General features: G+C 34.9%; 29 protein-coding genes and 1 other RNA gene. 15 read left to right on the plus strand and 15 right to left on the minus strand.

Features of this window, described 5'->3' with window-relative positions; translation table 11 throughout:
* The 5 genes from C0Z22_RS11010 to C0Z22_RS11025 all read right to left on the minus strand — a co-directional run bounded on the left by C0Z22_RS11010 (nt 1) and on the right by C0Z22_RS11025 (nt 1,820).
* Nucleotides 1-528, minus strand: coding sequence for a hypothetical protein (locus tag C0Z22_RS11010; protein ID WP_103218427.1), 528 nt, complete (start codon nt 526-528; stop codon nt 1-3).
* The gene (locus C0Z22_RS11015; RefSeq protein WP_103218428.1) at nt 515-829 is read right to left on the minus strand and encodes a hypothetical protein; all 315 of its coding nucleotides are present in this window, start codon (nt 827-829) and stop codon (nt 515-517) included. The genes C0Z22_RS11010 and C0Z22_RS11015 overlap by 14 nt, the downstream gene beginning before the upstream one ends.
* Complete coding sequence (locus C0Z22_RS11020) at nt 799-1,305, minus strand: prepilin peptidase (protein WP_103218429.1); 507 nt, start codon at nt 1,303-1,305, stop codon at nt 799-801. The genes C0Z22_RS11015 and C0Z22_RS11020 overlap by 31 nt, the downstream gene beginning before the upstream one ends.
* A gap of 6 nt (nt 1,306-1,311) precedes the next feature.
* Entirely contained in the window at nt 1,312-1,524 is a 213-nt protein-coding gene (locus C0Z22_RS15920) for a Flp family type IVb pilin (RefSeq protein ID WP_146037872.1), read from the minus strand.
* A 107-nt stretch (nt 1,525-1,631) separates the two neighbouring features.
* Nucleotides 1,632-1,820, minus strand: a complete 189-nt coding sequence (locus C0Z22_RS11025; RefSeq protein ID WP_021267549.1) for a Flp family type IVb pilin — start codon at nt 1,818-1,820, stop codon at nt 1,632-1,634.
* A 234-nt stretch (nt 1,821-2,054) separates the two neighbouring features.
* Here C0Z22_RS11025 and ssrS point away from each other — a divergent pair.
* Both ssrS and C0Z22_RS11035 read left to right on the plus strand, forming a co-directional pair.
* A non-coding RNA gene (ssrS, locus tag C0Z22_RS11030) (6S RNA) lies at nt 2,055-2,227 on the plus strand.
* 70 nt (nt 2,228-2,297) lie between these two features.
* Complete coding sequence (locus C0Z22_RS11035) at nt 2,298-2,828, plus strand: hypothetical protein (RefSeq protein ID WP_103218430.1); 531 nt, start codon at nt 2,298-2,300, stop codon at nt 2,826-2,828.
* 6 nt (nt 2,829-2,834) lie between these two features.
* Here the strand turns inward: C0Z22_RS11035 and C0Z22_RS11040 are convergent, their stop codons facing one another.
* From C0Z22_RS11040 to C0Z22_RS11050, 3 genes are all read right to left on the minus strand, one after another.
* Nucleotides 2,835-3,815, minus strand: a complete 981-nt coding sequence (locus tag C0Z22_RS11040; RefSeq protein ID WP_103218431.1) for a sugar nucleotide-binding protein — start codon at nt 3,813-3,815, stop codon at nt 2,835-2,837.
* 92 nt (nt 3,816-3,907) lie between these two features.
* Nucleotides 3,908-4,741 carry a flagellin gene (locus C0Z22_RS11045; protein WP_103218432.1) on the minus strand — a complete coding sequence of 278 codons (834 nt, stop codon included), beginning with the start codon at nt 4,739-4,741 and terminating at the stop codon, nt 3,908-3,910.
* A 257-nt stretch (nt 4,742-4,998) separates the two neighbouring features.
* Nucleotides 4,999-5,847, minus strand: coding sequence for a flagellin (locus tag C0Z22_RS11050; protein WP_021267425.1), 849 nt, complete (start codon nt 5,845-5,847; stop codon nt 4,999-5,001).
* Nucleotides 5,848-6,090: 243 nt separating this feature from the next.
* Between C0Z22_RS11050 and C0Z22_RS11055 the strand changes: the two genes are divergently transcribed.
* A complete protein-coding gene (locus tag C0Z22_RS11055) occupies nt 6,091-7,092 on the plus strand; it encodes a GNAT family N-acetyltransferase (RefSeq protein ID WP_103218433.1) in 1,002 nt (333 codons plus the stop codon).
* On the opposite strand, the gene C0Z22_RS11060 is transcribed toward C0Z22_RS11055, so the two are convergent.
* Nucleotides 7,089-8,804: an AarF/ABC1/UbiB kinase family protein gene (locus C0Z22_RS11060; RefSeq protein ID WP_103218434.1), complete on the minus strand. Its 1,716-nt coding sequence runs from the start codon at nt 8,802-8,804 to the stop codon at nt 7,089-7,091. The two genes, C0Z22_RS11055 and C0Z22_RS11060, sit on opposite strands and share 4 nt — an antisense overlap.
* A 90-nt stretch (nt 8,805-8,894) precedes the next feature.
* Between C0Z22_RS11060 and C0Z22_RS11065 the strand changes: the two genes are divergently transcribed.
* The 6 genes from C0Z22_RS11065 to C0Z22_RS11090 are packed head-to-tail and all read left to right on the plus strand — an operon-like array spanning nt 8,895 to nt 13,566.
* A complete protein-coding gene (locus C0Z22_RS11065; protein WP_103218435.1) occupies nt 8,895-9,386 on the plus strand; it encodes a hypothetical protein in 492 nt (163 codons plus the stop codon).
* A complete protein-coding gene (locus tag C0Z22_RS11070) occupies nt 9,386-9,682 on the plus strand; it encodes a hypothetical protein (RefSeq protein ID WP_103218436.1) in 297 nt (98 codons plus the stop codon). Before C0Z22_RS11065 ends, C0Z22_RS11070 begins: the two co-directional genes overlap by 1 nt.
* Before the next feature lie 11 nt (nt 9,683-9,693).
* Nucleotides 9,694-10,164 (plus strand): transcription elongation factor GreA, encoded by a 471-nt coding sequence (gene greA, locus C0Z22_RS11075; protein ID WP_103218437.1) that lies wholly within the window; start codon nt 9,694-9,696, stop codon nt 10,162-10,164.
* Nucleotides 10,151-12,229: an ATP-dependent DNA helicase RecG gene (locus C0Z22_RS11080; protein WP_158246903.1), complete on the plus strand. Its 2,079-nt coding sequence runs from the start codon at nt 10,151-10,153 to the stop codon at nt 12,227-12,229. The genes greA and C0Z22_RS11080 overlap by 14 nt, the downstream gene beginning before the upstream one ends.
* 37 nt (nt 12,230-12,266) lie before the next feature.
* Complete coding sequence (locus tag C0Z22_RS11085) at nt 12,267-12,704, plus strand: hypothetical protein (RefSeq protein WP_103218439.1); 438 nt, start codon at nt 12,267-12,269, stop codon at nt 12,702-12,704.
* On the plus strand, nt 12,685-13,566 hold the full coding sequence (locus tag C0Z22_RS11090; protein WP_158246904.1) for an alpha/beta fold hydrolase: 882 nt from the start codon (nt 12,685-12,687) through the stop codon (nt 13,564-13,566). The genes C0Z22_RS11085 and C0Z22_RS11090 overlap by 20 nt, the downstream gene beginning before the upstream one ends.
* Here C0Z22_RS11090 and C0Z22_RS11095 read toward each other — a convergent pair.
* Nucleotides 13,552-14,781, minus strand: a complete 1,230-nt coding sequence (locus C0Z22_RS11095) for a TIGR04552 family protein (RefSeq protein WP_103218441.1) — start codon at nt 14,779-14,781, stop codon at nt 13,552-13,554. The two genes, C0Z22_RS11090 and C0Z22_RS11095, sit on opposite strands and share 15 nt — an antisense overlap.
* 43 nt (nt 14,782-14,824) lie before the next feature.
* Between C0Z22_RS11095 and C0Z22_RS11100 the strand changes: the two genes are divergently transcribed.
* From C0Z22_RS11100 to C0Z22_RS11120, 5 genes are all read left to right on the plus strand, one after another.
* Nucleotides 14,825-15,343, plus strand: coding sequence for a phosphatidylglycerophosphatase A (locus tag C0Z22_RS11100; protein ID WP_103218442.1), 519 nt, complete (start codon nt 14,825-14,827; stop codon nt 15,341-15,343).
* Between the two features lie 172 nt (nt 15,344-15,515).
* Entirely contained in the window at nt 15,516-16,628 is a 1,113-nt protein-coding gene (gene recA, locus C0Z22_RS11105) for a recombinase RecA (protein WP_103218443.1), read from the plus strand.
* 69 nt (nt 16,629-16,697) lie between these two features.
* A complete protein-coding gene (locus tag C0Z22_RS11110) occupies nt 16,698-17,255 on the plus strand; it encodes a regulatory protein RecX (protein ID WP_103218444.1) in 558 nt (185 codons plus the stop codon).
* Entirely contained in the window at nt 17,233-18,957 is a 1,725-nt protein-coding gene (locus C0Z22_RS11115; protein ID WP_158246905.1) for an ABC transporter substrate-binding protein, read from the plus strand. The genes C0Z22_RS11110 and C0Z22_RS11115 overlap by 23 nt, the downstream gene beginning before the upstream one ends.
* A gap of 138 nt (nt 18,958-19,095) precedes the next feature.
* Nucleotides 19,096-19,494, plus strand: coding sequence for a hypothetical protein (locus tag C0Z22_RS11120; RefSeq protein ID WP_103218446.1), 399 nt, complete (start codon nt 19,096-19,098; stop codon nt 19,492-19,494).
* Here C0Z22_RS11120 and C0Z22_RS11125 read toward each other — a convergent pair.
* Together C0Z22_RS11125 and C0Z22_RS11130 are read right to left on the minus strand one after the other, a co-directional pair.
* Nucleotides 19,487-19,720, minus strand: a complete 234-nt coding sequence (locus C0Z22_RS11125; protein WP_103218447.1) for a hypothetical protein — start codon at nt 19,718-19,720, stop codon at nt 19,487-19,489. The genes C0Z22_RS11120 and C0Z22_RS11125 overlap by 8 nt on opposite strands.
* The gene (locus tag C0Z22_RS11130) at nt 19,720-19,959 is read right to left on the minus strand and encodes a hypothetical protein (protein WP_103218448.1); all 240 of its coding nucleotides are present in this window, start codon (nt 19,957-19,959) and stop codon (nt 19,720-19,722) included. Before C0Z22_RS11130 ends, C0Z22_RS11125 begins: the two co-directional genes overlap by 1 nt.
* A gap of 179 nt (nt 19,960-20,138) precedes the next feature.
* Here C0Z22_RS11130 and rpoZ point away from each other — a divergent pair, with 179 nt between their 5' ends.
* Entirely contained in the window at nt 20,139-20,351 is a 213-nt protein-coding gene (rpoZ, locus tag C0Z22_RS11135; protein WP_103218449.1) for a DNA-directed RNA polymerase subunit omega, read from the plus strand.
* Between the two features lie 65 nt (nt 20,352-20,416).
* On the opposite strand, the gene lon is transcribed toward rpoZ, so the two are convergent.
* From lon to C0Z22_RS11150, 3 genes are all read right to left on the minus strand, one after another.
* A complete protein-coding gene (gene lon / locus C0Z22_RS11140) occupies nt 20,417-22,903 on the minus strand; it encodes an endopeptidase La (RefSeq protein ID WP_103218450.1) in 2,487 nt (828 codons plus the stop codon).
* A 12-nt stretch (nt 22,904-22,915) separates the two neighbouring features.
* Nucleotides 22,916-23,398 (minus strand): hypothetical protein, encoded by a 483-nt coding sequence (locus tag C0Z22_RS11145; protein ID WP_103218451.1) that lies wholly within the window; start codon nt 23,396-23,398, stop codon nt 22,916-22,918.
* Nucleotides 23,399-23,471: 73 nt separating this feature from the next.
* Nucleotides 23,472-23,930, minus strand: coding sequence for a hypothetical protein (locus C0Z22_RS11150; protein WP_146037873.1), 459 nt, complete (start codon nt 23,928-23,930; stop codon nt 23,472-23,474).
* Nucleotides 23,931-24,191 lie beyond the last annotated feature (261 nt).

Genomic DNA, 24,191 nt, shown 5'->3' on the forward strand with positions numbered 1-24,191 from the left:
TTAACATCCGTTATCATAGATCGTTGAGTTCGTACTTGAACAATTCCCATTTCCTAGATCAGTGGCAACCTCAGAAAAAGCTCGACAAACCTGAGCAAGACACTCTCTTATCGTAGGCTCTTTTCCTAGAAACGATTCAATTCGAAAGTCTAAGTCAATATCACCTGTTAATACCTTCATGACAGAGAATTTTGTTTTATAATCTAGATACGTTCCACTTAAGAACCACTGGTTTGTTGTTTTTGAATTAAATTTTATCTGACAATCAGTGCCGCAATTAACAACATTATATGAGTTGAAAACTTCCGTTGCATTTTGACGTGCAAGAGAGTCATTTTGAATTTTATTATCTGCAACGAGATACGCTCGTGATGCCATAAAATTTGCATATTGAAGAAGATAAGTATTTGTATAATTAATTGCAATCTTTGCAAAAACAAAAAAGAAAGCGATCACAAAAGTAAAAGTTGATAGGAACTCAATTGTCGATTGCCCATTTTGATTTCTTATCTTCTTATAATTGCTCATCATAAATTCCTACAGGAGAGAAGAAGTGAGACCTTCCTTCATCATTATTATAATAGAGAGGATGAACTGGATTTCCATAAGTTTTTCCATATGAATCGACACTACCTTTATCACCATAGCGAGCTGAGTATTCCATAGAGCGGGCCAATGTACCAAACATGCCCTCTCCAATCATGCCTTGAAAACCTTCACTTTTGAAGACTAGCATTGCAAAAGATGTCACAACAACAAAAAGTAAAATATACTCTACTGTCGATTGTCCCCTTTCATTTAAAAGAATATATGCTTTTTTATTTTCCATCCTAGAAATATCCATGAAATAAGTATAACAGGGGCAAACGCAAATTTCTTCCCAAAAATCTTTTTAATCTGAACGATATTACCTTCTTTAAAAGCCTGAATAATAAACTCAAGATTTTTAAGAATATTCGTAATAAAAACTGAAAGCCCGACAATCACTGTTACAACAGAAAGGGAGATCAAAGCTTGATCTTGATGAGCGACTGGAATTAAAAGAAATAAACTAGCTAAATATTTCGAATCACCACCGCCCATAATTTTTAAAATAAAAAGTAAAAAACCTGCGAGAAATATCCCTAGAGGGTAAAGAAGTGTTTCAATTCCAATAATGTAGTTATTCGGGAAGAACAATACGAGAACTAAAAATAAAAAGATGTTTCCAATTGACCATACGTTTGCAATCTTTCGAGATTGAATATCGATATAAGAAACATAGAGTAATTGAATAAAGATAAAAACATAGACACTAACGGGCACTCTAACCTACCTATCTTGGTTTACATATGGTGAATGCCAACAGCCATTAGGACACGAGCCTGTTGCAAGCTCCTGCGATAAATGGAATGCAAAACTTTTAAAAAAGCCTGTAGTATAAGCCCCTATTCCCCTTGCCATTGCAATGGAAATACCAGCAAAGAATGCTAAGATAAAAATATACTCTATTAAAGCCTGACCGCTTTGAGACTGACGTGACATACTTAATATTCTACATTAAGTATGCAAAAGGTTTTGGTGAGAAAGTTTTTCCTCCGCTCTCTAGAGTAGAGTGCTTGATAGTCGCATCAAACTAAAGAGCGGAAGAATTAGTTTCCTTGTAGTTCGCGAAGTAGGTTATCCGTGTTCCCGAAAACACCATCAGTAAGAGTTGTAATACCCTCTGATGCCTTTTCCTTAAACTTCATAACAAGCATCGCTGCAACAGCAACAAGTAAGATATACTCTGTTGATGTTTGACCTTCTTCGTCTTTTAGAAACGCTAGCAAGGTTTTCATTTCATACTCCTTTCAATCGCCCCCATTCAGCGGGGTTGAAACTTAAATAACTACTTGAAAGTTTCGGCAATAACTGAGTAAAGCTTTAACTTTTCTTAATAATATTTTAACACTTCGCGCATTTGGTTCAAAAAAAAGGTGTATTTGTTCATAAGTATCTGTAAATACTACCGTCAAGTGCTTTTAATTATGCCTATTATTGTTGCCGTTTACGTTTTTCGGGTATAATTTATGAGTGAGCTAGATGGGCACCAAATAAAGTTGTTTCGCCCTACAAAGCTTAGAAAGGAAGTGGTCACTGGTCACGGTGAGCAGGCCCATGAATCAGTGGGAAGCCTAAAGTGATTATCACTACATCCCCCTGTCGTACGACGGGCGGAAACTTTCATCGCTCATCTAGCTCATTCACACTGCCCTTTCCATTGCGCAATCCAAAAAATTCTTTTCAAATCATCAATATCTAGTAGAATTTAAGTTATGGATATTACAAAATTTGAAAGAAACACGGAAGTATCAACAAAATGGATCGAAAATCTTGCTCTCGAAGAGATCAATATGGACGAGAGTGGTGTTGTAAGTTTTAACGACCACTTAAATCCAGCATTCCAACTTGAAGAATCTTCAATTAACTTCATGAATAAGCTCAGAGATCTTTTTGAGATTTATGTCCATAAATTCAATGAATACCGCGGTGATAATAATACGATCAAAATTTTTAAGATTGCTAATACAATCAATGACTTTATGATCTATCGCAATTCACTTCGTCTTATTTTTGCAAGAAAATCAGATGATCTTATTTCAATTGGCTTCTTAGCGAATGGGAAAGACATCTTTAGTGCTAGAACTAATGAATCTCAAGTTCATGGCGGTGGACATCTTCACGAGATCCGCGCACACATCGGGCCATTTAATCAAATCACATGGCGTTTTGAAAATGAAGTTGTTGATTGTGATGCACTTGTAAGACACTACTTAAGCGAATTTATCAAGCTTTCTGCGCGCTAAGAAGATTTAGATATAGTTAATTGTATCCTTAGACTCATGTGCTTCCTTAGCATCAAGGCCTACCCGTAACTTTTGAGCTGAATATTCTAAAGACTCTTCTACAGTTGGTAGACGCAAATGCAGATAGCCCTCAGCATTAGTGATATTCATATTAAAATTTAGAACACCTGAACTATTATCTCCAACCTTTGCTGAACTCATAATTGGATATGGCCATTTGGCCGATGCAATCAACTTTTGTGGTTCTTGAAATTTTTGACAATACAGTTTTCCAAAAGAATAAGTCGACATAAAATCATTTGAACTAATTTGTAACAAACGATTCTTAAGACCTCTTTCGATGCAAATTTTGATAACCATTCCAAGGTAGTCAATATCGAGAAAGCCCGTTTTAATATAGTCATCAAGTTCAATCTCTTCTCGTGCATGAAGCTTTGCTTGAATTTTCTCAAAGAGATTACGACGAACGTGTACACCGCCTCTTCCATATAATCGACAAACTCTAAAAACTAAGTAATTTAGAGAGGATTTTTGAATATAAAATTCCGCAGCCGCCTGAGTCTTGCCATAAGTAGTAGTTGGATCAGGAATATCTAACTCAAAATTTTCAGATGATTCACCTGAGAAAACGAAACTTGAAGATAAATAAATAATTTGTGATTTATATCGCTGACAAACATCTGCCACAGTAAAGAGTCCACTTGTATTTAAAGCATCCGCCCTTCTCTCACTTAGTGCACAATCCACAATTGAAGATAAACCTACCGCATATATTGTAATGTCTGGTTTAAATGTATACATGATTAACTGAACTTCTTGCTTACTGTGAACATCACATGGAACAGTTGTTATGCCATCAATAGAAACAGGGTTCTTATGATAAGTACCAATGATTTTGTAGTCTTTCTTTAAAAAGCTTGCAAGTGATGAGCCCACAAATGAAGAAATACCAAAGATTAGAATTGTCTTGGTTCTTTGTTCAGTCATGATTCTATTATATAGGTAAGATTTGTTTTTTGAGAAAAAAAAGAGGAGGCAACTATGTCCTATTCAGGACCATAGTCGCCTATATGATTAGTTTATCCGATTAGTTTTAACGCCACATTTGGCACTTGGTTTGCCTGTCCAAGAACAGAGGCTCCCGCCTGAATTAAGATATTGTTTTTAGTCATGTCGGCAGTTTCTTTTGCCACATCAACATCTCTAATTCGCGATTTTGCCGCACTCAAGTTCTCATCACTGATCCCCAAGTTATTGACTGTTGATGTGAGTCGATTCTGTAACGCACCCATACTGGCACGATAACCGTTGACTGCGACCAACGCATCGTCAAGTTTTTGAAGAACTGCTTGAGAGCCTTCTTTAGTGGACACACTATCTGAGGCAAGTCCAAGTGCTGTGATTGTAGCATCTGATCCTGCTGCATCGTAAGTAAGTCGATCAAGCATTGGATCATTGTGAATCCCAACTTGAAACTCGAGCTTGCCACCTGTTCCATCGAGTAGCTGTGTTCCGTTAAAGTTAGAAGATTTTGCGATTCTATCAATCTCTTCTTTAAGCTGTTGGAACTCGATGTCTGAAAATGCTCTTTCAGTATCCCCAATCGTGTCAGAGGCAGTCTGTACTGCAAGCTCTCTAAGACGAATGATGATATTTGAAACTTCATTTAATCCACCTTCTGCTACCTGGACAAGTGAGATTGCATCGTTTGCGTTTCTCTTTGCTTGCCTCATACCTCTGATCTGAGCTTTTAAGTTTTCACTAATTGCCAGTCCAGCGGCGTCATCTCCAGCCTTTGTAATACGTTCACCTGAAGATAGTTTTCTTAAGTTGTCCCCAACTCTTTTATTTGTAAGTGACATTGCTCTTTGTGCTGCGATTGATGCCACGTTTGTATTAATTCTGATTCCCATGATTAGTCTCCTTTAATCATCATATAAACCTCCTGTTTGATAATTGAGCATCCAGCTCAATAAATTCGTTAATAATTAAATAATGCTTCTACGGATAAACCAATCATTCCTCTATATATATTTGCCAAGCAATCAAAGGTTGCAGTCTCTAATTGCCGTACATAACTTATCCAGTAGTATGCATATTATTGACTCCGTGTTCTTTACTCTAAAATTTTCTAAACAATGCTAGTGCCATCCGGCGCTGTCAGGGATTATTACCCTTGAGCAGCAGCCTGGATTAAGCTTAGTGCACTGTTTGTACTAGTGTTCGCCTGAGCAAGAACCGAAGTACCGGCAGTCATTAAAATGTTTTGTTTTGTTAAGTTTGCAGTTTCTGCTGCTACGTCAGTGTCTCTTACACGAGAGTTTGCCGCACTTAAGTTTTCAATCGACGTTGCAATATTATTTACCGTTGACTGAAGTCTGTTTTGAAGGGCACCAAAGTCCGCTCTAATACCAGATACAGAGATAATCGCCTGATCAATTGATGATAGAGAGTTCTGTGCAGAAATCTTATCAGCAACTGATGCTAAGTTAAGACCAAGAGCTGCTACGTTTACGTCAGCTGATGATGCATCAAACGTTAAACGATCTGATATAGGGTCATTACGCGTACCGATTTGGATATCAAATACTGCACCTGTACCGTTTAGTAGTGGTACTCTGTTGAATTCTGTTGAGTTAGCGATACGATCAACTTCAGAAGTTAATTGTTCGAATTCTACGTTTAGGAACTTTCTTTCAGTTGCTCCAATAGTATCCGAAGCTGCTTGTACTGATAGTTCTCTAAGTCTAATTAGGATATTTGAAACTTCCCCTAAAGCACCTTCAGCGATTTGAACTAGTGAAATACCGTCTTCTGCGTTTCTTTCAGCTTGTCCAAGACCTCTAATTTGAGCCTTTAGGTTTTCAGAGATTGCTAGACCTGCGGCATCGTCACCCGCTCTGTTAATTCTCTGACCTGATGATAATTTTTCTAGAGATTGTTGCATACCAAGACGTGTTCCACGTAGGTTTCTCTGTGCGTTTAGAGATGCAACGTTCGTGTTAATTCGTAGTCCCATTCGATCCTCCTTGACTGGGTACCGACAAGATTCCTTCCTGTCAGTCAGCTGAAATCCATACAGCTGTACAATTGTTACACCACCTTATCGCTCCAATTTCTTAACTCTTTAGAAAAAAATTGTATATTTCTTATACGAAACTTTTTGCCTAGTTAAGAATTAACCTCAGTGTTTATGGGGCTTTTGAATTCTGGATAATTTTATTCAAGATTTTATTTGCAATTAAATGTAAAATAAATCGACATGATATTTACAACTCTAGAACAATATTCTCATTTAAAAAATGCTCTCAATAAAGAAATTGAAAAGGCTTTTCATTATAAAGATGAAAACAGCTTTAATACTGACTTCTATCAACTAATGAAGGAGAGCAATCATCACAATTGTCATCTGCTTCTTGATGATAATGAAAATATCGTCGCGCATATTGGTGTTAGACCAGTAACACTACATTATAAAGGGCATGAGTTAAAAACATTATTACTGGGTGGAATTGTTACTAAGGAAGAGTTCCAAGGACAAGGTCATTTTAAAGAACTCTATAATCACATAAAGAGCATCTATAAAGATAACTACTCTCTCGTCATTCTTTGGAGTGATAATATGAGTGTCTATAAGAAGCTTGGCTACACTCAGTTTGGATTAACTGCTGTAATTGGAGATACTCCAGTAACAGAAGAGAAAATACGACAGAGGGGTTACTGGCCGATTAATATTCAAGAAATTGATAAAGAAAATTTAGAAAAAAAATATAATAAATCTTATAAAGACACCATCTCAATTCAGAGATCTCTAAAAGAATGGAACGATATTAAACAAATATCTTCAATGAAGACTTTTACAAACGATAATGGCGATTATCTATTCTTTGAGAAAGGACAAGACTTAAAAGGAATTATTCACGAGTGTTCTTTTTCAAATAATAGGCAAGAACTTGAGAAATTTAAAGGACTTCAACTATTAAACCCTACTCCACTTGATGAAGAGTCTTTTTTTATTCATCTAGCCTGGGGTAAAATTATTAATACTTGTGAATTTTCGAATTTTTTAAAGGCCATCACTAAAAATGCCGTGTCTATTTCAGACTTTAAGCCAGATTTAGATAAGGTAACACTTACTATCAACGAAGAATCTTTTTTATTTAATAAAGAAGAACTTTTACCACTACTTTTTGGACCAGAACAAGCCATCGAGCTACAAGAGTTGATTCCTCAAATTTATATTACTGGAGCAGATAGTATTTAATTTCTGTGCTTCAAAGTCCCATAGCCAATTGCTGATATTGAAAGCACCCACAAAATTATAGTAAGAGTTGGGTAATCGAGTAATGCACCCTTATAAAGATCTTGTTCAGAAACAAATGACTTCCCAGCAAAAAAGAAAACACCGCCAAGAACATAAAATGAAAGTAATCTCACGCTACTGGCAAGAGATGCAATTGGTTTCCAAATTCCTTTGTGTCTAATTTTTACTGCATAGTTATTCTTCGCAAATTCTTTGAGAAACCATTTAAGATGTCTTGGAACAATTCGAGACGCACTTAAGACATCCTTAGCAATCCACATTCCATCTTCAATAAAGCTATCAGTAGAGAAACTATCTCTAATAATATCATTGATATCTCCTTCTAAAAGACTAAAGATATCAAAATCAAGATCTAACGATTGACCTACTCCATCGAGTGTTATTAGAGCTCTAAAGACAACAAACCATTCACTAGGTAAGAAAATATGATGTTCTCTTAGGGTTGTGATGATCGAACTAATAATTAACGAGAAATTTGTTTGTTGAACTGTTAGTCCAATTTGCGGACCAATTGCATTCTTAATATCAATAATTAATTTATCAACATCCGGTACTGTTTCATAGATGGCAACATCCAAGAACTCATATACTAAGTTTTCGAAGTTTTGAGTTAGAATTGCATAAATAATAGCAATAAAATTTTGACGAGCATTTTTAGAAAGATTTCCAACTAGTCCAAAATCAATCAGAGCAATCTTTCCATTTGGAAGATAGAAGAAATTCCCACCATGAAGATCTGCATGGAAAAAACCTTCATTTAGAAAACATCGCATAAAAATTTTCACACACTCATCTAACTTTGAATCAAGCTCTTCTATATGCTCACTGATTTTTTCACTATCACTAAATGGAATTCCCTCAATAAGCTCCATGACTAATAAATCATGGCAAGTAAACTCTTTATATATTTTAGGTAAATGAAAAATTTCAGAGTGATCATATTTTGCAATTATTTTCTTAAGTTTTTCACAATTAAGTGCTTCTACATTGAAATTCAATTCACTTTGAAGGGAGAATGAGAAATCCTCTAAAACTTTAGAAAAGCCTAAGAACTTAAAATCATCTGCTGCTTTTTCCGTTTGTGTCGCTAAAAAGATAAGTATTGAAAGGTCTGTTTCAATAATGCGATCAATACCTGGCCTCTTAACTTTTAAAACAACTTTCTCACCTGTTAAAAGCTCTGCTCGGTAAACTAAGCCAATAGAAGCCGTTCCAATCGGTTGATCTTCAACACTTCTAAAAACATCTTCAATTTTTTTTCCAAGTGATGACTCAACATTTTTCTTTATTCCAGAAAAAGGGATTGGTTTAACTTCATCTCTTAGCTTTTTCATATGCTTAATGAAGTCTTCATCAAAAATATCTTCTCTCGTACTTAAAAGTTGTCCAAATTTTACAAATGCAGGACCAAGTTCTTCAAAGCAAAGTCTTAAGCGATAACCCATCACGTCTCCCCATGAATTATCATGGACAGATACTTTTTGAGATTCTTCACTCTTTCTAGGAAAAACAAAATTAGGAATTATATTAATTACGTTTTGAGAAACAAACTCATCTAGGCCATTTTTAGCAAAAACAGTAGCGATTTCCCTTAAACGAGAAATATTTCTAATTGTTTTTGTTATTTTAAAACTAGTCGTTATTAAGCCCACATAATATCCTTTAGAAAATATCTATTATTTTATCACGATAGAATCAAAAGGTGCATAGCCCTATTGCCAGAAAAATGGTAAAAATAAAGAGTGAAAGAATTTATTATAATTACATCGCTTTTATTTTCTCTAGTGACTCATGCAAATGATGAGACTTGCTCGCGCATTGCAGTAATTAATCAACAAGAAATTCTTATTGACCCAAGCTCATCTTTAAAAGGTGAAGGTCTTCGCTACCATCTTGAAAAAGATAAAGTGGCCCTAAGTTATCTAAATGATTATCAATCGCTACAAGAAGATATTTGGCGTCCTGCAATAATGGGTACTGTTGGATCAGGCCTTATCCTATCGGCTTTTCTAACAAACCCAAGTTCAAATACCAGGAGAAGTCTTATTGCTTCTGGTACCGTCGTTTTAATTCTTAATTACTTATTAACGAAAACAATTCAAACAAGTAATGAAGAGTTACTCTATAAGAGTATTGATGAGTACAATAAGAGACAAGAGCCAAAAATTTACTTGAAGTCTGATGACCAAATTAATACGCCCGAAGTTTATATAGAGAAAAGCTGGAGCTTCTAATGTTGGACAATAATGAAATCACTTGCCATGCGTGTCATAAGGCACTAGATCTTGAACCTGGACAAAAAATCTCATTAAAAGAGGAGTGTCCATATTGCTACGCTAGTGTTCATTGTTGTAAAATGTGCAAGTTCTACGACATTACAGCATATAATGAATGCCGTGAATCAAGTGCTGATCGCATTGTAGAAAAAGAAAAAGCTAATTTTTGTGACTACTTCGTCCTTAAGGGAGCTGGAGATGGTGACGATAGCAAGAATGATATTCTTGCCGCTGCAAACGCATTATTTAAATAAAGGAATTATTAATGGCAAATCCAATAACAAAACAAGGTTACGATATTATTCAAACTGAGCTTGACCACTTGATCAAAGTAGAAAGAGAAGAGCTTAAGGTAACAATTGCAGAAGCAAGAGAACTAGGCGACTTGAAAGAGAATGCTGAGTACCATGCTGCAAAAGAAAAACAAGGTGTTGTAGAAGGTCGAATCTCTCAACTTCAAGGTATCCTTGCACATTGTGAAGTAATTGATCCAAGTACGACTAAATCTAACAAAATTGTTTTTGGTGCAACTGTTACTATTTTAAATATCGAAACAGACGAATCACAAACGATTAAAATTGTTGGTGAGTCTGAATCAGATATGAAAAAAGGCTTAATCTCTTACAATAGCCCACTAGGTAAAGCACTAATTGGTAAAGAAGAAGGCGACGAAGTTGTTGTTCGTGCACCAAAAGGTGATATTGAATATGAGGTGGAGAACATTGAGTTCAAATAAGGATATCCTATCTACTCAAATTTCTGATCTCTACTCAAAGCCTACCAAAACTTTAGAAGCGCTTAATAAAAAAAATATATATACAATCAATGATTTGCTTTGGCTGATGCCAAGGCGAATCGTTAAGTTACCTGAGATTGCAAATTTTCAATATGCAAATATTGGTGACTTTTTTAGAGGACGTGGAACGATTGTTTCCATGCAGGCCAAGCCTAATTTTAAATCAAGAGGAAAAGGACGAGCGGTTCTTTTAAATATTGCTGTTACAGTTAAAGATGATCTTAGTGATAACTATATTACTCTTAAATGGTTTAATGCCTATCAATCGATTCAAAAGAAACTAGAACAACTAAAGCATCTTGAATTCTTAGGTGTCGTTTCTGTATTTAATGATTCGTTACAAATTGTGAATCCAGAGCTTTTTGAAATTGGTAAATCAGATTCCGAAAGTGGTTTACGTATTACCTACCCTACAATTGAAAGTGTTAAGTCTCATCATATTCAAAAGGTTTTCGATAAATTACCAAATGGATTTTGGGACAAAATTCCAGAAATAATCCCAAGTAATATTCTAGAAGACAAGGGCCTTCTCTCTCGCAGTATGGCCTTTAAATACCTACACGGAAGAGTTCCATCTAATGAATGGAGTCAAGACAAGTTTGATCAAGCAAAACGTCGAATTATTTATGAAGAATTTATCTATGATCAACTAAAGATCAAATTACGAAAAAATAAGAGAACGGAATTATCGAGGAAAAGCCTAAAGATTAGTTTAGATCAGATTCAAAAAGCAAAATCGCTCTACCCCTATCAGTTAACTATTGATCAAGATAAGGCTTTAGATGATATTGTATCTGACTTTTCAGGAACAACGCCAGCGATGCGATTAATTCAAGGAGATGTTGGTTGCGGAAAAACAACAGTTGCCGTCGCCTCAGCATACTTAATTCTTAAGACTGGTGGACAAGTAGCACTCATGTGCCCAACAGAAACACTAGCACTACAACACTTTCGTGAAATTGAAGAAATTCTTGGAAATGAATTTAAAGTGGAACTTTTAGTTGGAAGCACGAAGGCCAGTGAAAAGAAAAAGATTAACGAATCACTAGAGAGTGGAGATTGCGATATTGTCATTGGCACACATTCTTTATTTCAAGATAGCGTGAATTTTAAAAATCTTGAATTAGCGATTATTGATGAACAACATAAATTTGGTGTTGAGCAGAGAATCAAGCTAATGAAAAAAGGTGAAAATCCTCATTGCTTAATTATGTCCGCTACACCTATTCCACGCTCTCTAAGTTTAACAAAGTATGGCGATCTCGATATCTCGATAATTAAAACAATGCCAGGAGGTAGAAAGGGGCAGAAAACAAGGATTGTTACAAATGCCAACTTAAATAACTATTTGAGTTTTGTAAAAACAAGACTTGAAATGAAAGAGCAAGCTTATATCGTTGTTCCGGCCATTGAAGAATCAGAAAATGATGATATCAGAAACCTTGAACATACATACGAGCTATATAAACAATACTTTCCTGAATTTAGAATTGCTTACTTACACGGAAGAATGTCTCCAGATGAAAAACAAGCAGCTATAACAGACTTCAAAGAACATAAAACTGATATTCTAATTGCGACCTCTGTTATTGAAGTAGGTATTAATATTATCAACTCCACTATAATGGCGATTCTAAGCCCTGAAAGATTTGGACTAAGTAGCCTCCATCAAATGAGAGGACGTGTTGGAAGAGGAAATAAACCAGGCTTCTGCTTTCTTGTTACTGATAGAGAAATAACTCCTGACAGTATGCAACGACTACAAGTAATCGAAAAATATACTGATGGCTTTAAGATTGCGGAAGAAGATTTAAAAATACGTGGAGAGGGAGACTTATTTGGTCAAGAGCAATCCGGAGTTGTGACGCAAAAAAGATTGGCCAATATTGTACTCAACCAAGATATCCTCTATGAAGCGATTGAAGATATCAAAAAATACCCTAATGACTTTGATTCCATCATAAATTTTATGAACCATGATGAAAAAGTTTTCACTACGATTTAACTTAGCAAAAAACTCAGATCGAGTATAAAATAAAGCTATGATTCATCTTAAAGTATTAAAAACTAACGATCTACTATCTCTTGGAGAATATCAATTTCAACTACCAAGAGTTTATATTGGAAGCTCGGTTCACAATAATCTAATTATTGAAGACAAAACATTATCAAAAGAGCTTGGTGTTTTAAAATCCATCGGCCATCACTTAGTTTTTGAAACAAGCTCAGCTTACAAAGTAAACTCTAAGTCAGTTGAAGGAATTATAAGATTAGAACAAAATGATATTCTTGAATGCCAAGGTATACAGATACAAATAATAGAATTTCAAAAGAGTGATGAAAATGACTTTCAGGACTACTATAAATATCTTGAGCGTATTAAAGAAGAAGATCCTGCAAAATACGACTTTATTCAATCACTAGAAGAACATTACGTAACTTTAACTGGAAAATATGACAATGACCTCTTGGAGAAATAAAGCGAAGTATCACCAAGTTGATGAGACAACTAAGATTCAATATTGGACAAATATTGAAAACTTAGATGAAGAACATAATCAAGTTATTGTTTTTAACTATGGCCTTGTTTGTAATGTAAGACACTTTGTTTACCAAATTGATCACTTCGAAAAGCTTGGCTATAAAATACTTCTTCATGACTACAGAGGACATTACAAGTCAGAGACGACACAGGGAATTGAATCAATTACCTTCAAAAATATTATTAATGATATTAACTCATTAGTTCGTGCATTAAATATTAAAACAAGTATCCATATTGGCCACTCAATGGGAGTGAATGTAACACTCGACTATGCTCATAAATATCCTGAAGAAGTACAAAAAATTGTATTAATTTCTGGAACAATCTTTCCTCCTCAAGATGTCATGTTTGATTCTAATATAATTGATATGACTGAGCCTTATATCAAAGAACTTAAAGATAGATGGAAGTCACAATTTCAATTTATTTGGAAAAATGTTTATCGCAACCCTCTTGCAAGTGCATTAGTCTGGAATGGTGGATTTAATATAAAGAAAACAAATATTGAATTTGTTGAATACTATATGAAGAAACTAGGTGAACTTTCACCTGATATCTTCTTCCAACTCCTTGATCAAATGAGAGATCAAAAGATCATTAAAGAACTTGAAGAAATTAAAATTCCTACGCTAATTATTGGTGGGGATAAAGATAAGGTGATTCCAAATTATCTACAACAAATCTTACATGATAGCCTTAAAAACTCCGAACTATATATCATTAAGAATGGAAGCCATGTTCCACAAGTAGATTTTCCCGAATTCATCAATGAACGAATCGATCTATTCTTGGACTAAACCTTTGTGAATTAGAAGTTTTTTGAAAACACGATTCATTGCATAGATTCGTTGTGCTTTCTTATATTCACTGTGAGACGCCTCGCCTTCAGAATTAATTCTATAAGAAGTTTCATCAACAACTTGAACTTCAAAAGGATAGAAAAATCTAATATCTCTAGCAAGGGAAGAGAAGTCTAAACCTAGTAATTCCTTTGCAACTGCTGAATCTTCCTCTTTGGCTAACTTTCTTAACTTAAAGAACTCTGCCAAAAAAGGATTCTTATATTTTATAAGTTGGCGACAAGTGAATTGAACAGAACGATACTTTGTAGAAGAATGGAGATTATTCTCATTCTTTAAATTATCAAAGCTACATTCATCAATCTCTCTATTGACTGCTGACACAAATCTTTCTTCAGAAAGATTGTTTCTTAAGGCCATCTTCACTAAGCTTGAGTACTTAGTTCTAAAATGACTAATATCAAAGATTGTATTTAGAGATCTTGATGGCTTAATATTGTGAGGAGTAATAATATAATTACGAATCAAAAATTGAATCACTTTTAAAATATCTAATTTATTCTTCGTAACTAATCGTACTCCTACTCTATCAAATAATTCTTCCGCTACGTTTTCGGCCTTGTGGAGTAGCTTAATAATTACACTATCACGTGACTTCTTAGACTTTGTTTCAAAGTCCACTAAAGGAATTGAAATCTCTCCAGACTTTAAGAAAAGATTATTTTCTTGGTCGCGGTGAAGGTAGCGATAAAATTTATCAAATATTTGAGTTTGAATTTGATTAAAGTAGTTAGAACGTAGGTCTTTGTCTGCATGCAGAATTGTGTGCATTACTTTTAAAACAATTTCTGCCCACAATTGTTCTTCTACAGTGTGATCCGAATTACCAGTTGCCATTAAAAACAGGCCACTTATATCAGTAACAGTATAAAGAGAATTAGGTATCTCTAAATCAAGACCATCCGGTGTTCCATCTTTTAAAAAGTAACGTTTAATAAATTGGACGGCCTCTTGAAAATTTCCAAATAACTCCGCCCTTGAGACTGGATCTTCAGTATCAAGTCCGTAGCCTTTTAAGAATTTATTTACTTCTGTAATGTCATCTAATTTAGCTACAAAGAAGTTTGAGTCGAGTGCTGATTTACCACCAACAACAACATCAATTACATCCCAGTCAAAAATATAATTTTTTAAATAATCAGGTCGATTCATAAAGTTACTTTGTTCTATCGTTGAGTAATGCTACCATAAGCCCATGAAGACAGAAAATCAGCTAAAAAATACAAAAAAACTGACATTAAAGTCACTAACTGACTTAAGAATTCTATTTCTTACTTTTTTTGGAGCAGGACTAGCTCCTAAGGCCCCTGGAACTGTTGGAAGTTTAGTTACAATTATCCTTCTTTATTTTATCGGAAAGCTTAATGCGCCATTCTTCTTCTTCATTCCATTTCTCTTAATACTTACAATAGGCGCAGTGTTTATCACTGGTGTTATTGAAAAAGAATATGATTGTGTCGATCCTTCTTGGATAGTAATTGATGAAGTAATCGGGATTTGGATTGCGTCATTTTTTTTACAAGATCAAAGTTACGTAAGTTACGTAGCTATTTTTGCCCTATTTAGACTTTTCGATATCTGGAAAATAGGACCAGTTAAATACTTCGACAATCGCAAAGACGCTCTAGGAACAACATTTGACGATATCGCAGCGGGTCTTATGGCCGGAATCAGCTACATCCTTACTTTTAAATTGTTAGAATTTATCTCTTGACTTACGCAAAACTTACGCTAAAAATATTAATAAGCGAAAAGTAAAAAACTGGAATTCAGTTTTGTTGTGTTCATTAAATCCCCGCACTTAAAGGGAAGTTAAAAATACCGCTTTTTGCATTAGCTGATAGAAGATAAATTTGATAGAACTTATAAAAAAACACGGAGAGCTTATGGCCACAACATCTAACGAGAACAAGCAAAAAGCATTAGACCTAGCACTTTCAACAATTGAAAAACAATTCGGAAAAGGTGCAATTATGAAACTGGATACTGAAAATGGTCCAGAAAGAATTCCAGCGATTCCAACAAGCTGTTTAGGACTAGATCTTGCACTTGGTGTAGGTGGTGTTCCAAAAGGTCGTATCATTGAAATCTACGGACCTGAATCATCAGGTAAAACAACACTAACTCTTCACATTGCAGCAGAAGCGCAAAAGCAAGGTGGTACTGTAGCATTTATTGATGCTGAGCACGCACTTGATACAGTTTATGCTCAAAAGCTAGGTGTTGATATTCCAAATACACTTATTTCACAACCAGATAGTGGTGAGCAGGCCCTTGAAATTACAGATATGCTTGTACGTTCAGGTGCTGTTGATCTTCTTATCGTTGACTCTGTTGCTGCACTTACTCCAAGAGCAGAACTTGAAGGAGACATGGGTGATTCACACATGGGTCTTCAAGCAAGACTAATGTCACAGGCACTAAGAAAACTTACTGGATCAATTAATCGTTCAAATTGTACAGTAATTTTCATTAACCAACTTCGTATGAAGATTGGTGTTATGTTCGGAAACCCAGAGACAACAACAGGTGGTAACGCACTTAAGTTCTATTCTTCAGTAAGACTGGATATCAGAAGAACTGGTGCAATTAAAAATGGTGACGAAGTAATCGGTAACAGAACTAAAGTTAAAGTTGTTAAGAACAAAGTAGCTCCTCCATTTAAAGTTGTAGAATTTGATATTATGTACGGACAAGGTATTTCACAAACAGGTGACCTACTAGATCTTGCTGTTGCAAATAATATCGTTGGGAAAGCTGGTGCATGGTTCTCATATAATGATGCAAAAATTGGTCAAGGGCGTGAGAACTCAAAACAATACTTAGCTGATAATCCAGAGATTGCATTAGAAATCAAAAATAAGATTCTAGCTCTTCACGGACTAATCGAAGGTAACACTGTAGTTGATCAAACAACTGGTGAAATTATCGAAGATGAGCCAGTAATTGAAGAAAAGAAGACGAAGGCAAAATCTAAGTCTAAAAAAGTAGTACAATAAACAAATATAGCCCCTTAAGTTTCTATCCTATCGAATGATAGATATTAATATTAAGGGGCGCCCTTTCTAATGACTCTCAAAGAAACCATTGAAAAACTACCTCTAGACGACTCAGAAACGAAGTCTGAAGACATTCGCTCGTTTAAAAGAGCTTATCAATACTGCATCTGGCTTCTATCAAAGAGAGACTACTCAAGATATAAATTATCTCAAAAATTATACGAGAAAAAATACACTCCTTTCATAGATCAGCTACTAGATTTTCTAGAAGAATCTAAATATCTTCAAGAAGAACAATACATTCGTACACGTATTAAAACATTTATGTATAAAGGCTTAAGTAAGAGAAATATTCTCAATAAATTAAGGGCCGAACGAGTCGAACCTAGTACAGAGCTGATCGATGAATTATACGAAGAGTATCGATATACTGAAGATGGTCAACTAAGAGAGCTAATTAATAAGAAATTGCGTTCTAAAGGCGTTTCGGCCCTCGAAGATTTTAATTTTAAGCAAAAGTTGATACGCTTTCTTTTGTCAAAAGGACATTCATACGACAAAATTAATACTGAACTTAAAAATGTCCAAAATGATGAGGAAAGTAATGAGCAAAACTCCCCTTTTTAATTTTATTCTGATTATTCTGTTACTGCCTCTAGTATCTTGTAGAGTTGATAAAGATGATAAGAATACACTTCGATTTCCACTAACAGAATCGATCTCAACAATTGACCCCGTAAATGGCTATGACTCTGTTTCTATGTCAGTTATTTATCAAGGTTATGAACAATTATTCGAATATCACTATTTAAGAAAACCATTAAAGCTTGTGCCTCTTCTTGCTGAAGAAATGCCACAAGTTTCAGATGATGGACTTACATATACTATTAAAATCAAAGAAGGTGTGCAGTATCATGACCATCCTGCTTTCAATGGTCAGCCACGTTTTGTTGAAGCTCAAGACTTTATCAACCAAATTAAACGCCTCGCCTTTACTCCATATAGAAGTAATGGTTGGTGGCTCTTCGACGGTAGAGTAGTCGGTCTTAATAAGTTTAGAAAAGAAGTTGGAAGTGATTTTGATAAGCTTCTATCTACTGATGTCGACGGACTTAAAGCAATTGATAAAAGAACATTACAAATCAAATTAATTGCACCATATCCACAAATGTTAAACGCTCTGGCAATGAGTTTTACTTCACCTATGCCAGCAGAAGTTATTAAGAAAGAAACATTTCTTGATGAGCTCATTGGTACAGGCCCATATAAACTAGATAAGTGGTTTCGCGGTTCAAAACTCTTTATGAGCCGTTTTGATAAGTATCATAAATCATTCTATCCAGGAAAAGGTGACCGCTTCGCTCATAGTAAGAACTTACTTACTGATGCAGGTAAGAGAATTCCATTCATTGATAAAATTGAATTCCATATCATTAAAGAAGCCCAAACAAGATGGCTACAATTTATGTCTGGGAAATTAGATTTCCTAAGAGTTCCAAAAGACAATTATCACTCACTTGTATCCCCTAGCGGTGAACTTACAGAAGACTTTCGTGATAAGAATATCACTCTTGATATTTTTTCGAGTTTCACATACTGGTGGTTCTCATTCAATATGAAGGATCCAATCGTTGGAACAAATAAGAATCTAAGGCTTGCTATTGCACATGCTGTAAATGTTGAGAAGTATATTAAAACTTTTACAAATAATATTGGATTAAAAGCTAACTCAATTTATCCTCCAGGAATTCCTGGATATGATCCATCAAGAAAACTTCCATATTCTTATAACGTAGAGAAGGCCAAGGAATATCTAAGGAAGGCCGGATATCCAGATGGAAAAGGACTTCCAACTCTTGTTTACGATACGAGAGCATCTTCTACAACTCAAAGACAACGAGCAGAGCTTCTTAAACAAGATCTTGAGAAAATTGGGATTAAAATGAAAATCCAATTGAATACGTTTCCTGCGTTCTTAAAGAAATCGAAAGAAGGTAAATTACAAATATGGCTAGATGGTTGGACTCTTGATTATCCAGATAGCGAAAATGTTCTACAACTTTTAACAACGAAGAACCAAGCTCCTGGACCAAACGTATCAAATTACTCTAATTCAGATTTTGATAAAAAATTTGAAAGTATTAAAGTAATGAACGATAGCGATGAGAAATATCTACTTATGTCACAGGTAGAGGATATTGTTCTAGAGGACCTTCCTTGGGTACTTCTGTACTACTCTCGTGATTATATTGTTTACCATAACCGACTAAAAAACTTCAGATATAACGACCTAGTTGTTAATAAAGTTAAATACTTAAGACTAAAGTAGTTAATAAGCTAATTATTTTGGGGGAATATATTTCCCCCAATTTCCGTTAAAAACGCCCCTATCATTTTTTACCTCATTTTTCCGAATAGTAGATCAGTATGCTTGCAAAGTGTACTACTGCAACAAAGGAAGTAATGAATGAAAACTCTTGCACATTTCATACTCGTCATCATCGGAATCCTATTTCAAACGCAAGTTATCGCGAATGGCTACATGATCTATTCTGTGGAACATGAATTACCTATGACCAATGACGTACAAGAAATTCAAAAGAACTACTATGTGAACCTTGGAGAAAAACAAGGTATAAAAAATGGAACGTTACTCGATGTATACCGAGTCGTTATTTTGAATGATCCATATGACCGAGAGAAGCGCTACCGTCATAAAATGAAGGTTGGCCAGCTCGAAGTAATTCATCACGACTCAGATACTTCTATTGCGATTACTAAGAACTTTAATGACAAAGATAGACAGCCAATTCTAGATATTCCTGCCTTTATGGTTGGTGACCAGGTTAATGTAAACCTTAATTAGAACGCTCATGGAGCAGAAATCTTCTTTCTTTTAGAAGCTCTATCTGCTCTTTAATCGCCTTTGTCGCCTTCTTCTGTCTTCTTATTATATCTTCATCTCCGCCTTGCTCTTCTAATAGCTTTAAAACTTTAGCGGCCATTCCATCCGCGATTGCAAGCTTATTAGACATTTCGTGCAGAAACTTCCTTTCTTCTAAGGCCAGTTCGACTATTGTAGGATTATCCATTATTCACCAAAATATTTATAACTTAACACTTCACCAAAAAGTGTCTTTGATTCAATTTTTATAATATCAATCTTAAAAATATAGTAACCAATTGCCAAATCACATGGACCATTTTTAAAAATTAAATCAATTTTTCTTAATATATTACCTGCACAGACGCCACTGAACTTTCTTTGATAATGTTTAACAGATTTTGAGACGGCCTGTTGTTCAATAAATATAAATAATTGCTTCTTCATATAAAATATAATTTGCAAGTAAAATGCTCAACAATTGCGACCTAAGTTACTTAAATCACGTGAGGCATATTCCTGTATTTCTAAATATTTTAAATATTTAGGCCCAATCTCTAGACAAAAACAGCGCTTTGTCCTATAAAAATAACTTAAGTCACATTTAATTTTTCGGAGTGCACAAAATGGCAAGAATTACGATTGAAGACTGTTTAGAAAAAGTTGAAAACCGTTATGAGTTAGTACACCTAACAGCTAAGCGAGTTAAGCAACTAAGAGATGGTGCAGACCAACTTGTTAAAAGTAAAAATAAAGATGTTGTTACAGCACTTAGAGAAATTGCAGCTGGTAAAGTTAAGCATGCTCCAGTAAGTGAGTACGACTCAGACGAATTCTAAGTCGAATTCTAATTTGAATTTAAATTTTTTCATATAAGAAAGGCCCTCCATGAGGGCCTTTTTTATTACTTAAACTTTGGCTTAAATTTTGGAATCGCAATTTTTAGAACTTCATCAAAATGCGCAACCGGATAAAATTTCATTCCCTTTCTATGTCTTTCAGGAACTTCTTTTAAATCCTTCTCATTATCTATTGGTAGAATAATATTTGTAATACCAGCTCTCTTAGCTGCTAATACTTTTTCTTTAATACCACCAACTGGAAGTACCTTACCTGTAAGTGATAACTCACCAGTCATTGCAAGATTACTCTTAATTGTCACATTATGTGCAAGAGAATAAAGGGCCAATGCCATTGTAATACCTGCTGAAGGACCATCTTTAGGAGTTGCACCTGCTGGAAGGTGAAGGTGAACTTCTCTTTCAGAAAGGAAGTCTTCCATCTCATCTTCTTCATTTTCATCAGAAACCTTTCTCTTTGGTTTCATCTTGAAATACTCATCCATTTCATTTTGAAGAAGTTGTTTTACATAACTATAAGCAAGGTTAGCTGACTCGTTCATTACATCACCAAGCTGACCAGTTAACTTAAACCCTTTACCATTCAATGAAAGAGTTTCGATATAAAGAATATCTCCACCATAACCAGTCCAAGCTAAACCAGTAGTCATACCAGGACAAAGCTTCTTAAGGGCCTTTTCACTTTGGTAGCGAGCAGTTCCTAGAATATCTTCTAGCTCCGTAGGTTTAGGATTGAATACCTTATGTCTCTTTGCCTTAACTTTTTCAAGTGCAGCACGACGACACATTTTAGCAATCATTTGCTCCATGACACGAACACCAGGCTCACGAGCGTAGTCTTCAATAAGCTTCTTAAGAGTAGCTTTTGATAAACTGATGTCTTTCTTTTCTAAACCATGCTTTTTAATTTGCTTTGGAATTACCCATTTAGAGGCAATTGAAAGCTTCTCTTCCATCGTATAACCACTAAGTTCAATGATTTCCATACGATCTAATAATGGTTCTGGAATATCACCAATGTAGTTTGCTGTAGATATAAAAAGTACTTTTGATAAATCAAAAGGAACATCTAGATAATGATCGATGAATGTATGATTTTGTTCTGGATCTAAAACTTCTAATAATGCTGAAGCTGGATCACCCTGAAAAGATTGTCCAAGTTTATCAATCTCATCAAGCATGATTACTGGGTTATTAACCTCAACACGTTTCATTGCTTGAATTAAACGACCTGGCATCGCTCCAACATAAGTTCTTCTATGTCCTTTAATCTCTGCTTCATCTCTCATACCGCCAAGAGAGAAACGATAGAACTTACGTCCTAGAGATTCAGCAATAGATTTCCCCATAGATGTCTTACCAACACCTGGAGGACCTGCAAGACATAGAATTGTTCCATCAAATTGTGGCTTAAGCTTACGAACAGCTAAGAACTCCATGATTCTTTCTTTTGCTTTTTCAAGGCCATAGTGTTCTTTTTCAAGAATCTTTTGCGCCTTATCCATATCTACATAATCATCAGTAGACTTAGACCAAGGAAGGTCTACAATCCAATTTAGGTATGTACGTGTTACGTTATACTCAGGAGAAGAGTCTGGAATTACTTCTAATCTCTCTAACTCTTCATTTACAGACTGAAGAACTTCTTCAGGAAGCTTTGCTTCAAGAACTCTCTCTTTAAGCTTGCTAATATCACGGGCCTTATCATCTTCTTCAAGCCCAAGCTCAGATTTAATTACCTTAAGCTGTTCACGTAAGAAGTATTCTCTCTGATACTTATTTACTTTATCGTTAACTTCGTCTGAGATTTTCTTTTGAATATCTGCAACATCTTTTTCACGCTTTAGATAAACAAGTAGTTTTCCAAAACGCTTTTTAACAACAAGAGTTTCTAAAAAGTCTTGAGCTTCTGGAATATCAAGTGATAATGCAAAGGCAACTAAGTCAGCAAGTGCACCAGGAGAAGAAGAGTTAATCATTGCAAGCTTCATCTCTTCGTTGAAGTATGCGTTTACTTCACTAAGCTTTTTAACCTGATTAATGATAGAACGAGTGTATGCATCTAGTTCTTCATCTTCCTCTAAAATATCATCAAATACTTCATACTTTGCACGTAGTAATGGTGATTGTTCATAGATATTAGATGCACGATATCTCTTAATACCGTGAACTAAAACGTTAACTGACCCATCTGGCAGCTTTAGCCTTTTTACAACTTTACAAAGAACACCTACTTTATAGATATCTTTTGAAGTTATTTCTCTTGAATCAAGATCTTCTTGAATTGTAGGATCAATCTCTCCTTCTTCATTCTTAAGATCATTTTTAACCAAGTTAAGTGCAAGGTAACCACTCTTGATTAGATACTCATCTAATTCAGCTGTAAACTTGTCTTCAGTTAAAATAATTGGTGCAATCATTCCCGGAAAAATCGGGCTATTCATAATAGGTATGATTACAACATCTTCAGGAAATTTTTCATCCCCTGCTGAGTCTTTAATTTGCACGTTGTACTCTTCGTATTCATTCATAATAAATCACACCTACTTTTTAATATCGATTACTAATCGACCTGGATTTTTTAATGTAAAAACATCAATTGAATGTTTTCCATCGATAACAAGTTCTGCAGAGAGTGTATCGTCTCCTACAGGATAAAAATCAACTTTCTTCACAAGCTTAGAAGTTCCAAATGAACCAACTTTCTTATTAAGTTTTGTTTTAAAAAAATCTACATAGATCTTATTCTCTTTTTCTGACTTATATCCATAAACTCTTGGAGCTTCATTTGTTTCAAAGTCGAATACCAATCTTTCAAATCCTCTTGAGCTACCATTTCCATGACGAATTGATTTCAAGACAGAATTGGTATTACTATTTGTCGAATGAAAGATTCCTTTGTTAAAAAAGATTGATCTCTTCTTATCCGGAATTTTGCGAATTCTTTCGTTTAATAAATCTTGTGAATAGGCCTTGTGACCCAGTGAAAAAACTGTGATTAACAAAAGTACTTTTAATAGATTCATATTTACCTTCCATGGGATAATTAGTTAAATTTTACTAAATTGCGCGTCAAAAATGAATAGTAAATTTAGATAATTAGACTTTTGATTTTCTTAACTGTGCCGCACCAAGTAATCCAAAAAGAAGTGCTAACCAATAGATGTGAATTTTATATTCGTTTGATTCTGAAGAGACGTTGAGTGAAGCTATTTTTCTTCCACCCTTTTTCTTATGAAAAATATCCTTATCAGTTCCAATCCCTTTTAATCCTTCGCCATAAATACTGCTGATCCACAGATTAAATGTACTGAATGAATTTGAACCAAACTTTGGGTTATCAGGAAATGCTTGAGAGATGACTGCTTCTTCACCACTTCGTCCAATTACATTATAGACACCAAGTCTTTCATTTAGAGGATAAAAGTCATATTCGCCTTTTCTCAAGAGTACGATATAACGGCGACCTTCAACGAAACGAGGTCGTAATTTATTAGGATACTCAATCCCCTGCCAAGTCCCACCATCGTAGACAAAGCTGAAGGAATTCTTATTCATCAATTGTCGACTTCCTAAACCTACAGATTTTTCTAATTTAAACGAGACATTCGTAACAACGGAGCCGTTGCTTAACTTTTTAGGGAAGCTTCCCTGATAAATTCCCATAATAATCGCATTTGATTCTGAGAGTTGCTTACTCAACGGAATTTGGAATAACTCTTGTGCCGAAACATTCACAGAAAAAAGAAAAGAAATAGTGCACAACAAGAACTTTAACATACTGTTCTTATCGGATAATACTCTTAATACTTTAGCGTT

It is taken from the genome of Halobacteriovorax sp. DA5 (genome assembly GCF_002903145.1).
Taxonomy (GTDB): domain Bacteria; phylum Bdellovibrionota; class Bacteriovoracia; order Bacteriovoracales; family Bacteriovoracaceae; genus Halobacteriovorax_A.

Bases quoted from the DNA above. Each gene is read 5' to 3' on its own strand.
- C0Z22_RS11115 (WP_158246905.1), top strand. From the start codon at position 17,233: ATGAGCAAAACTCCCCTTTTTAATTTTATTCTGATTATTCTGTTACTG.
- C0Z22_RS11025 (WP_021267549.1), bottom strand. From the start codon at position 1,820: ATGAAAACCTTGCTAGCGTTTCTAAAAGACGAAGAAGGTCAAACATCA.
- C0Z22_RS11050 (WP_021267425.1), bottom strand. From the start codon at position 5,847: ATGGGACTACGAATTAACACGAACGTTGCATCTCTAAACGCACAGAGA.
- C0Z22_RS11085 (WP_103218439.1), top strand. From the start codon at position 12,267: ATGATTCATCTTAAAGTATTAAAAACTAACGATCTACTATCTCTTGGA.
- C0Z22_RS11070 (WP_103218436.1), top strand. From the start codon at position 9,386: ATGTTGGACAATAATGAAATCACTTGCCATGCGTGTCATAAGGCACTA.
- lon (WP_103218450.1), bottom strand. From the start codon at position 22,903: ATGAATGAATACGAAGAGTACAACGTGCAAATTAAAGACTCAGCAGGG.
- C0Z22_RS11145 (WP_103218451.1), bottom strand. From the start codon at position 23,398: ATGAATCTATTAAAAGTACTTTTGTTAATCACAGTTTTTTCACTGGGT.
- C0Z22_RS11010 (WP_103218427.1), bottom strand. From the start codon at position 528: ATGAGCAATTATAAGAAGATAAGAAATCAAAATGGGCAATCGACAATT.
- C0Z22_RS11015 (WP_103218428.1), bottom strand. From the start codon at position 829: ATGGAAAATAAAAAAGCATATATTCTTTTAAATGAAAGGGGACAATCG.
- C0Z22_RS11110 (WP_103218444.1), top strand. From the start codon at position 16,698: ATGACTCTCAAAGAAACCATTGAAAAACTACCTCTAGACGACTCAGAA.
- C0Z22_RS11090 (WP_158246904.1), top strand. From the start codon at position 12,685: ATGACCTCTTGGAGAAATAAAGCGAAGTATCACCAAGTTGATGAGACA.
- greA (WP_103218437.1), top strand. From the start codon at position 9,694: ATGGCAAATCCAATAACAAAACAAGGTTACGATATTATTCAAACTGAG.
- rpoZ (WP_103218449.1), top strand. From the start codon at position 20,139: ATGGCAAGAATTACGATTGAAGACTGTTTAGAAAAAGTTGAAAACCGT.
- C0Z22_RS11125 (WP_103218447.1), bottom strand. From the start codon at position 19,720: ATGGATAATCCTACAATAGTCGAACTGGCCTTAGAAGAAAGGAAGTTT.
- C0Z22_RS11045 (WP_103218432.1), bottom strand. From the start codon at position 4,741: ATGGGAATCAGAATTAATACAAACGTGGCATCAATCGCAGCACAAAGA.
- C0Z22_RS11150 (WP_146037873.1), bottom strand. From the start codon at position 23,930: ATGAATAAGAATTCCTTCAGCTTTGTCTACGATGGTGGGACTTGGCAG.
- C0Z22_RS11120 (WP_103218446.1), top strand. From the start codon at position 19,096: ATGAAAACTCTTGCACATTTCATACTCGTCATCATCGGAATCCTATTT.
- C0Z22_RS11130 (WP_103218448.1), bottom strand. From the start codon at position 19,959: ATGAAGAAGCAATTATTTATATTTATTGAACAACAGGCCGTCTCAAAA.
- C0Z22_RS15920 (WP_146037872.1), bottom strand. From the start codon at position 1,524: ATGTCACGTCAGTCTCAAAGCGGTCAGGCTTTAATAGAGTATATTTTT.
- C0Z22_RS11040 (WP_103218431.1), bottom strand. From the start codon at position 3,815: ATGACTGAACAAAGAACCAAGACAATTCTAATCTTTGGTATTTCTTCA.
- C0Z22_RS11055 (WP_103218433.1), top strand. From the start codon at position 6,091: ATGATATTTACAACTCTAGAACAATATTCTCATTTAAAAAATGCTCTC.
- recA (WP_103218443.1), top strand. From the start codon at position 15,516: ATGGCCACAACATCTAACGAGAACAAGCAAAAAGCATTAGACCTAGCA.
- C0Z22_RS11095 (WP_103218441.1), bottom strand. From the start codon at position 14,781: ATGAATCGACCTGATTATTTAAAAAATTATATTTTTGACTGGGATGTA.
- C0Z22_RS11035 (WP_103218430.1), top strand. From the start codon at position 2,298: ATGGATATTACAAAATTTGAAAGAAACACGGAAGTATCAACAAAATGG.
- C0Z22_RS11100 (WP_103218442.1), top strand. From the start codon at position 14,825: ATGAAGACAGAAAATCAGCTAAAAAATACAAAAAAACTGACATTAAAG.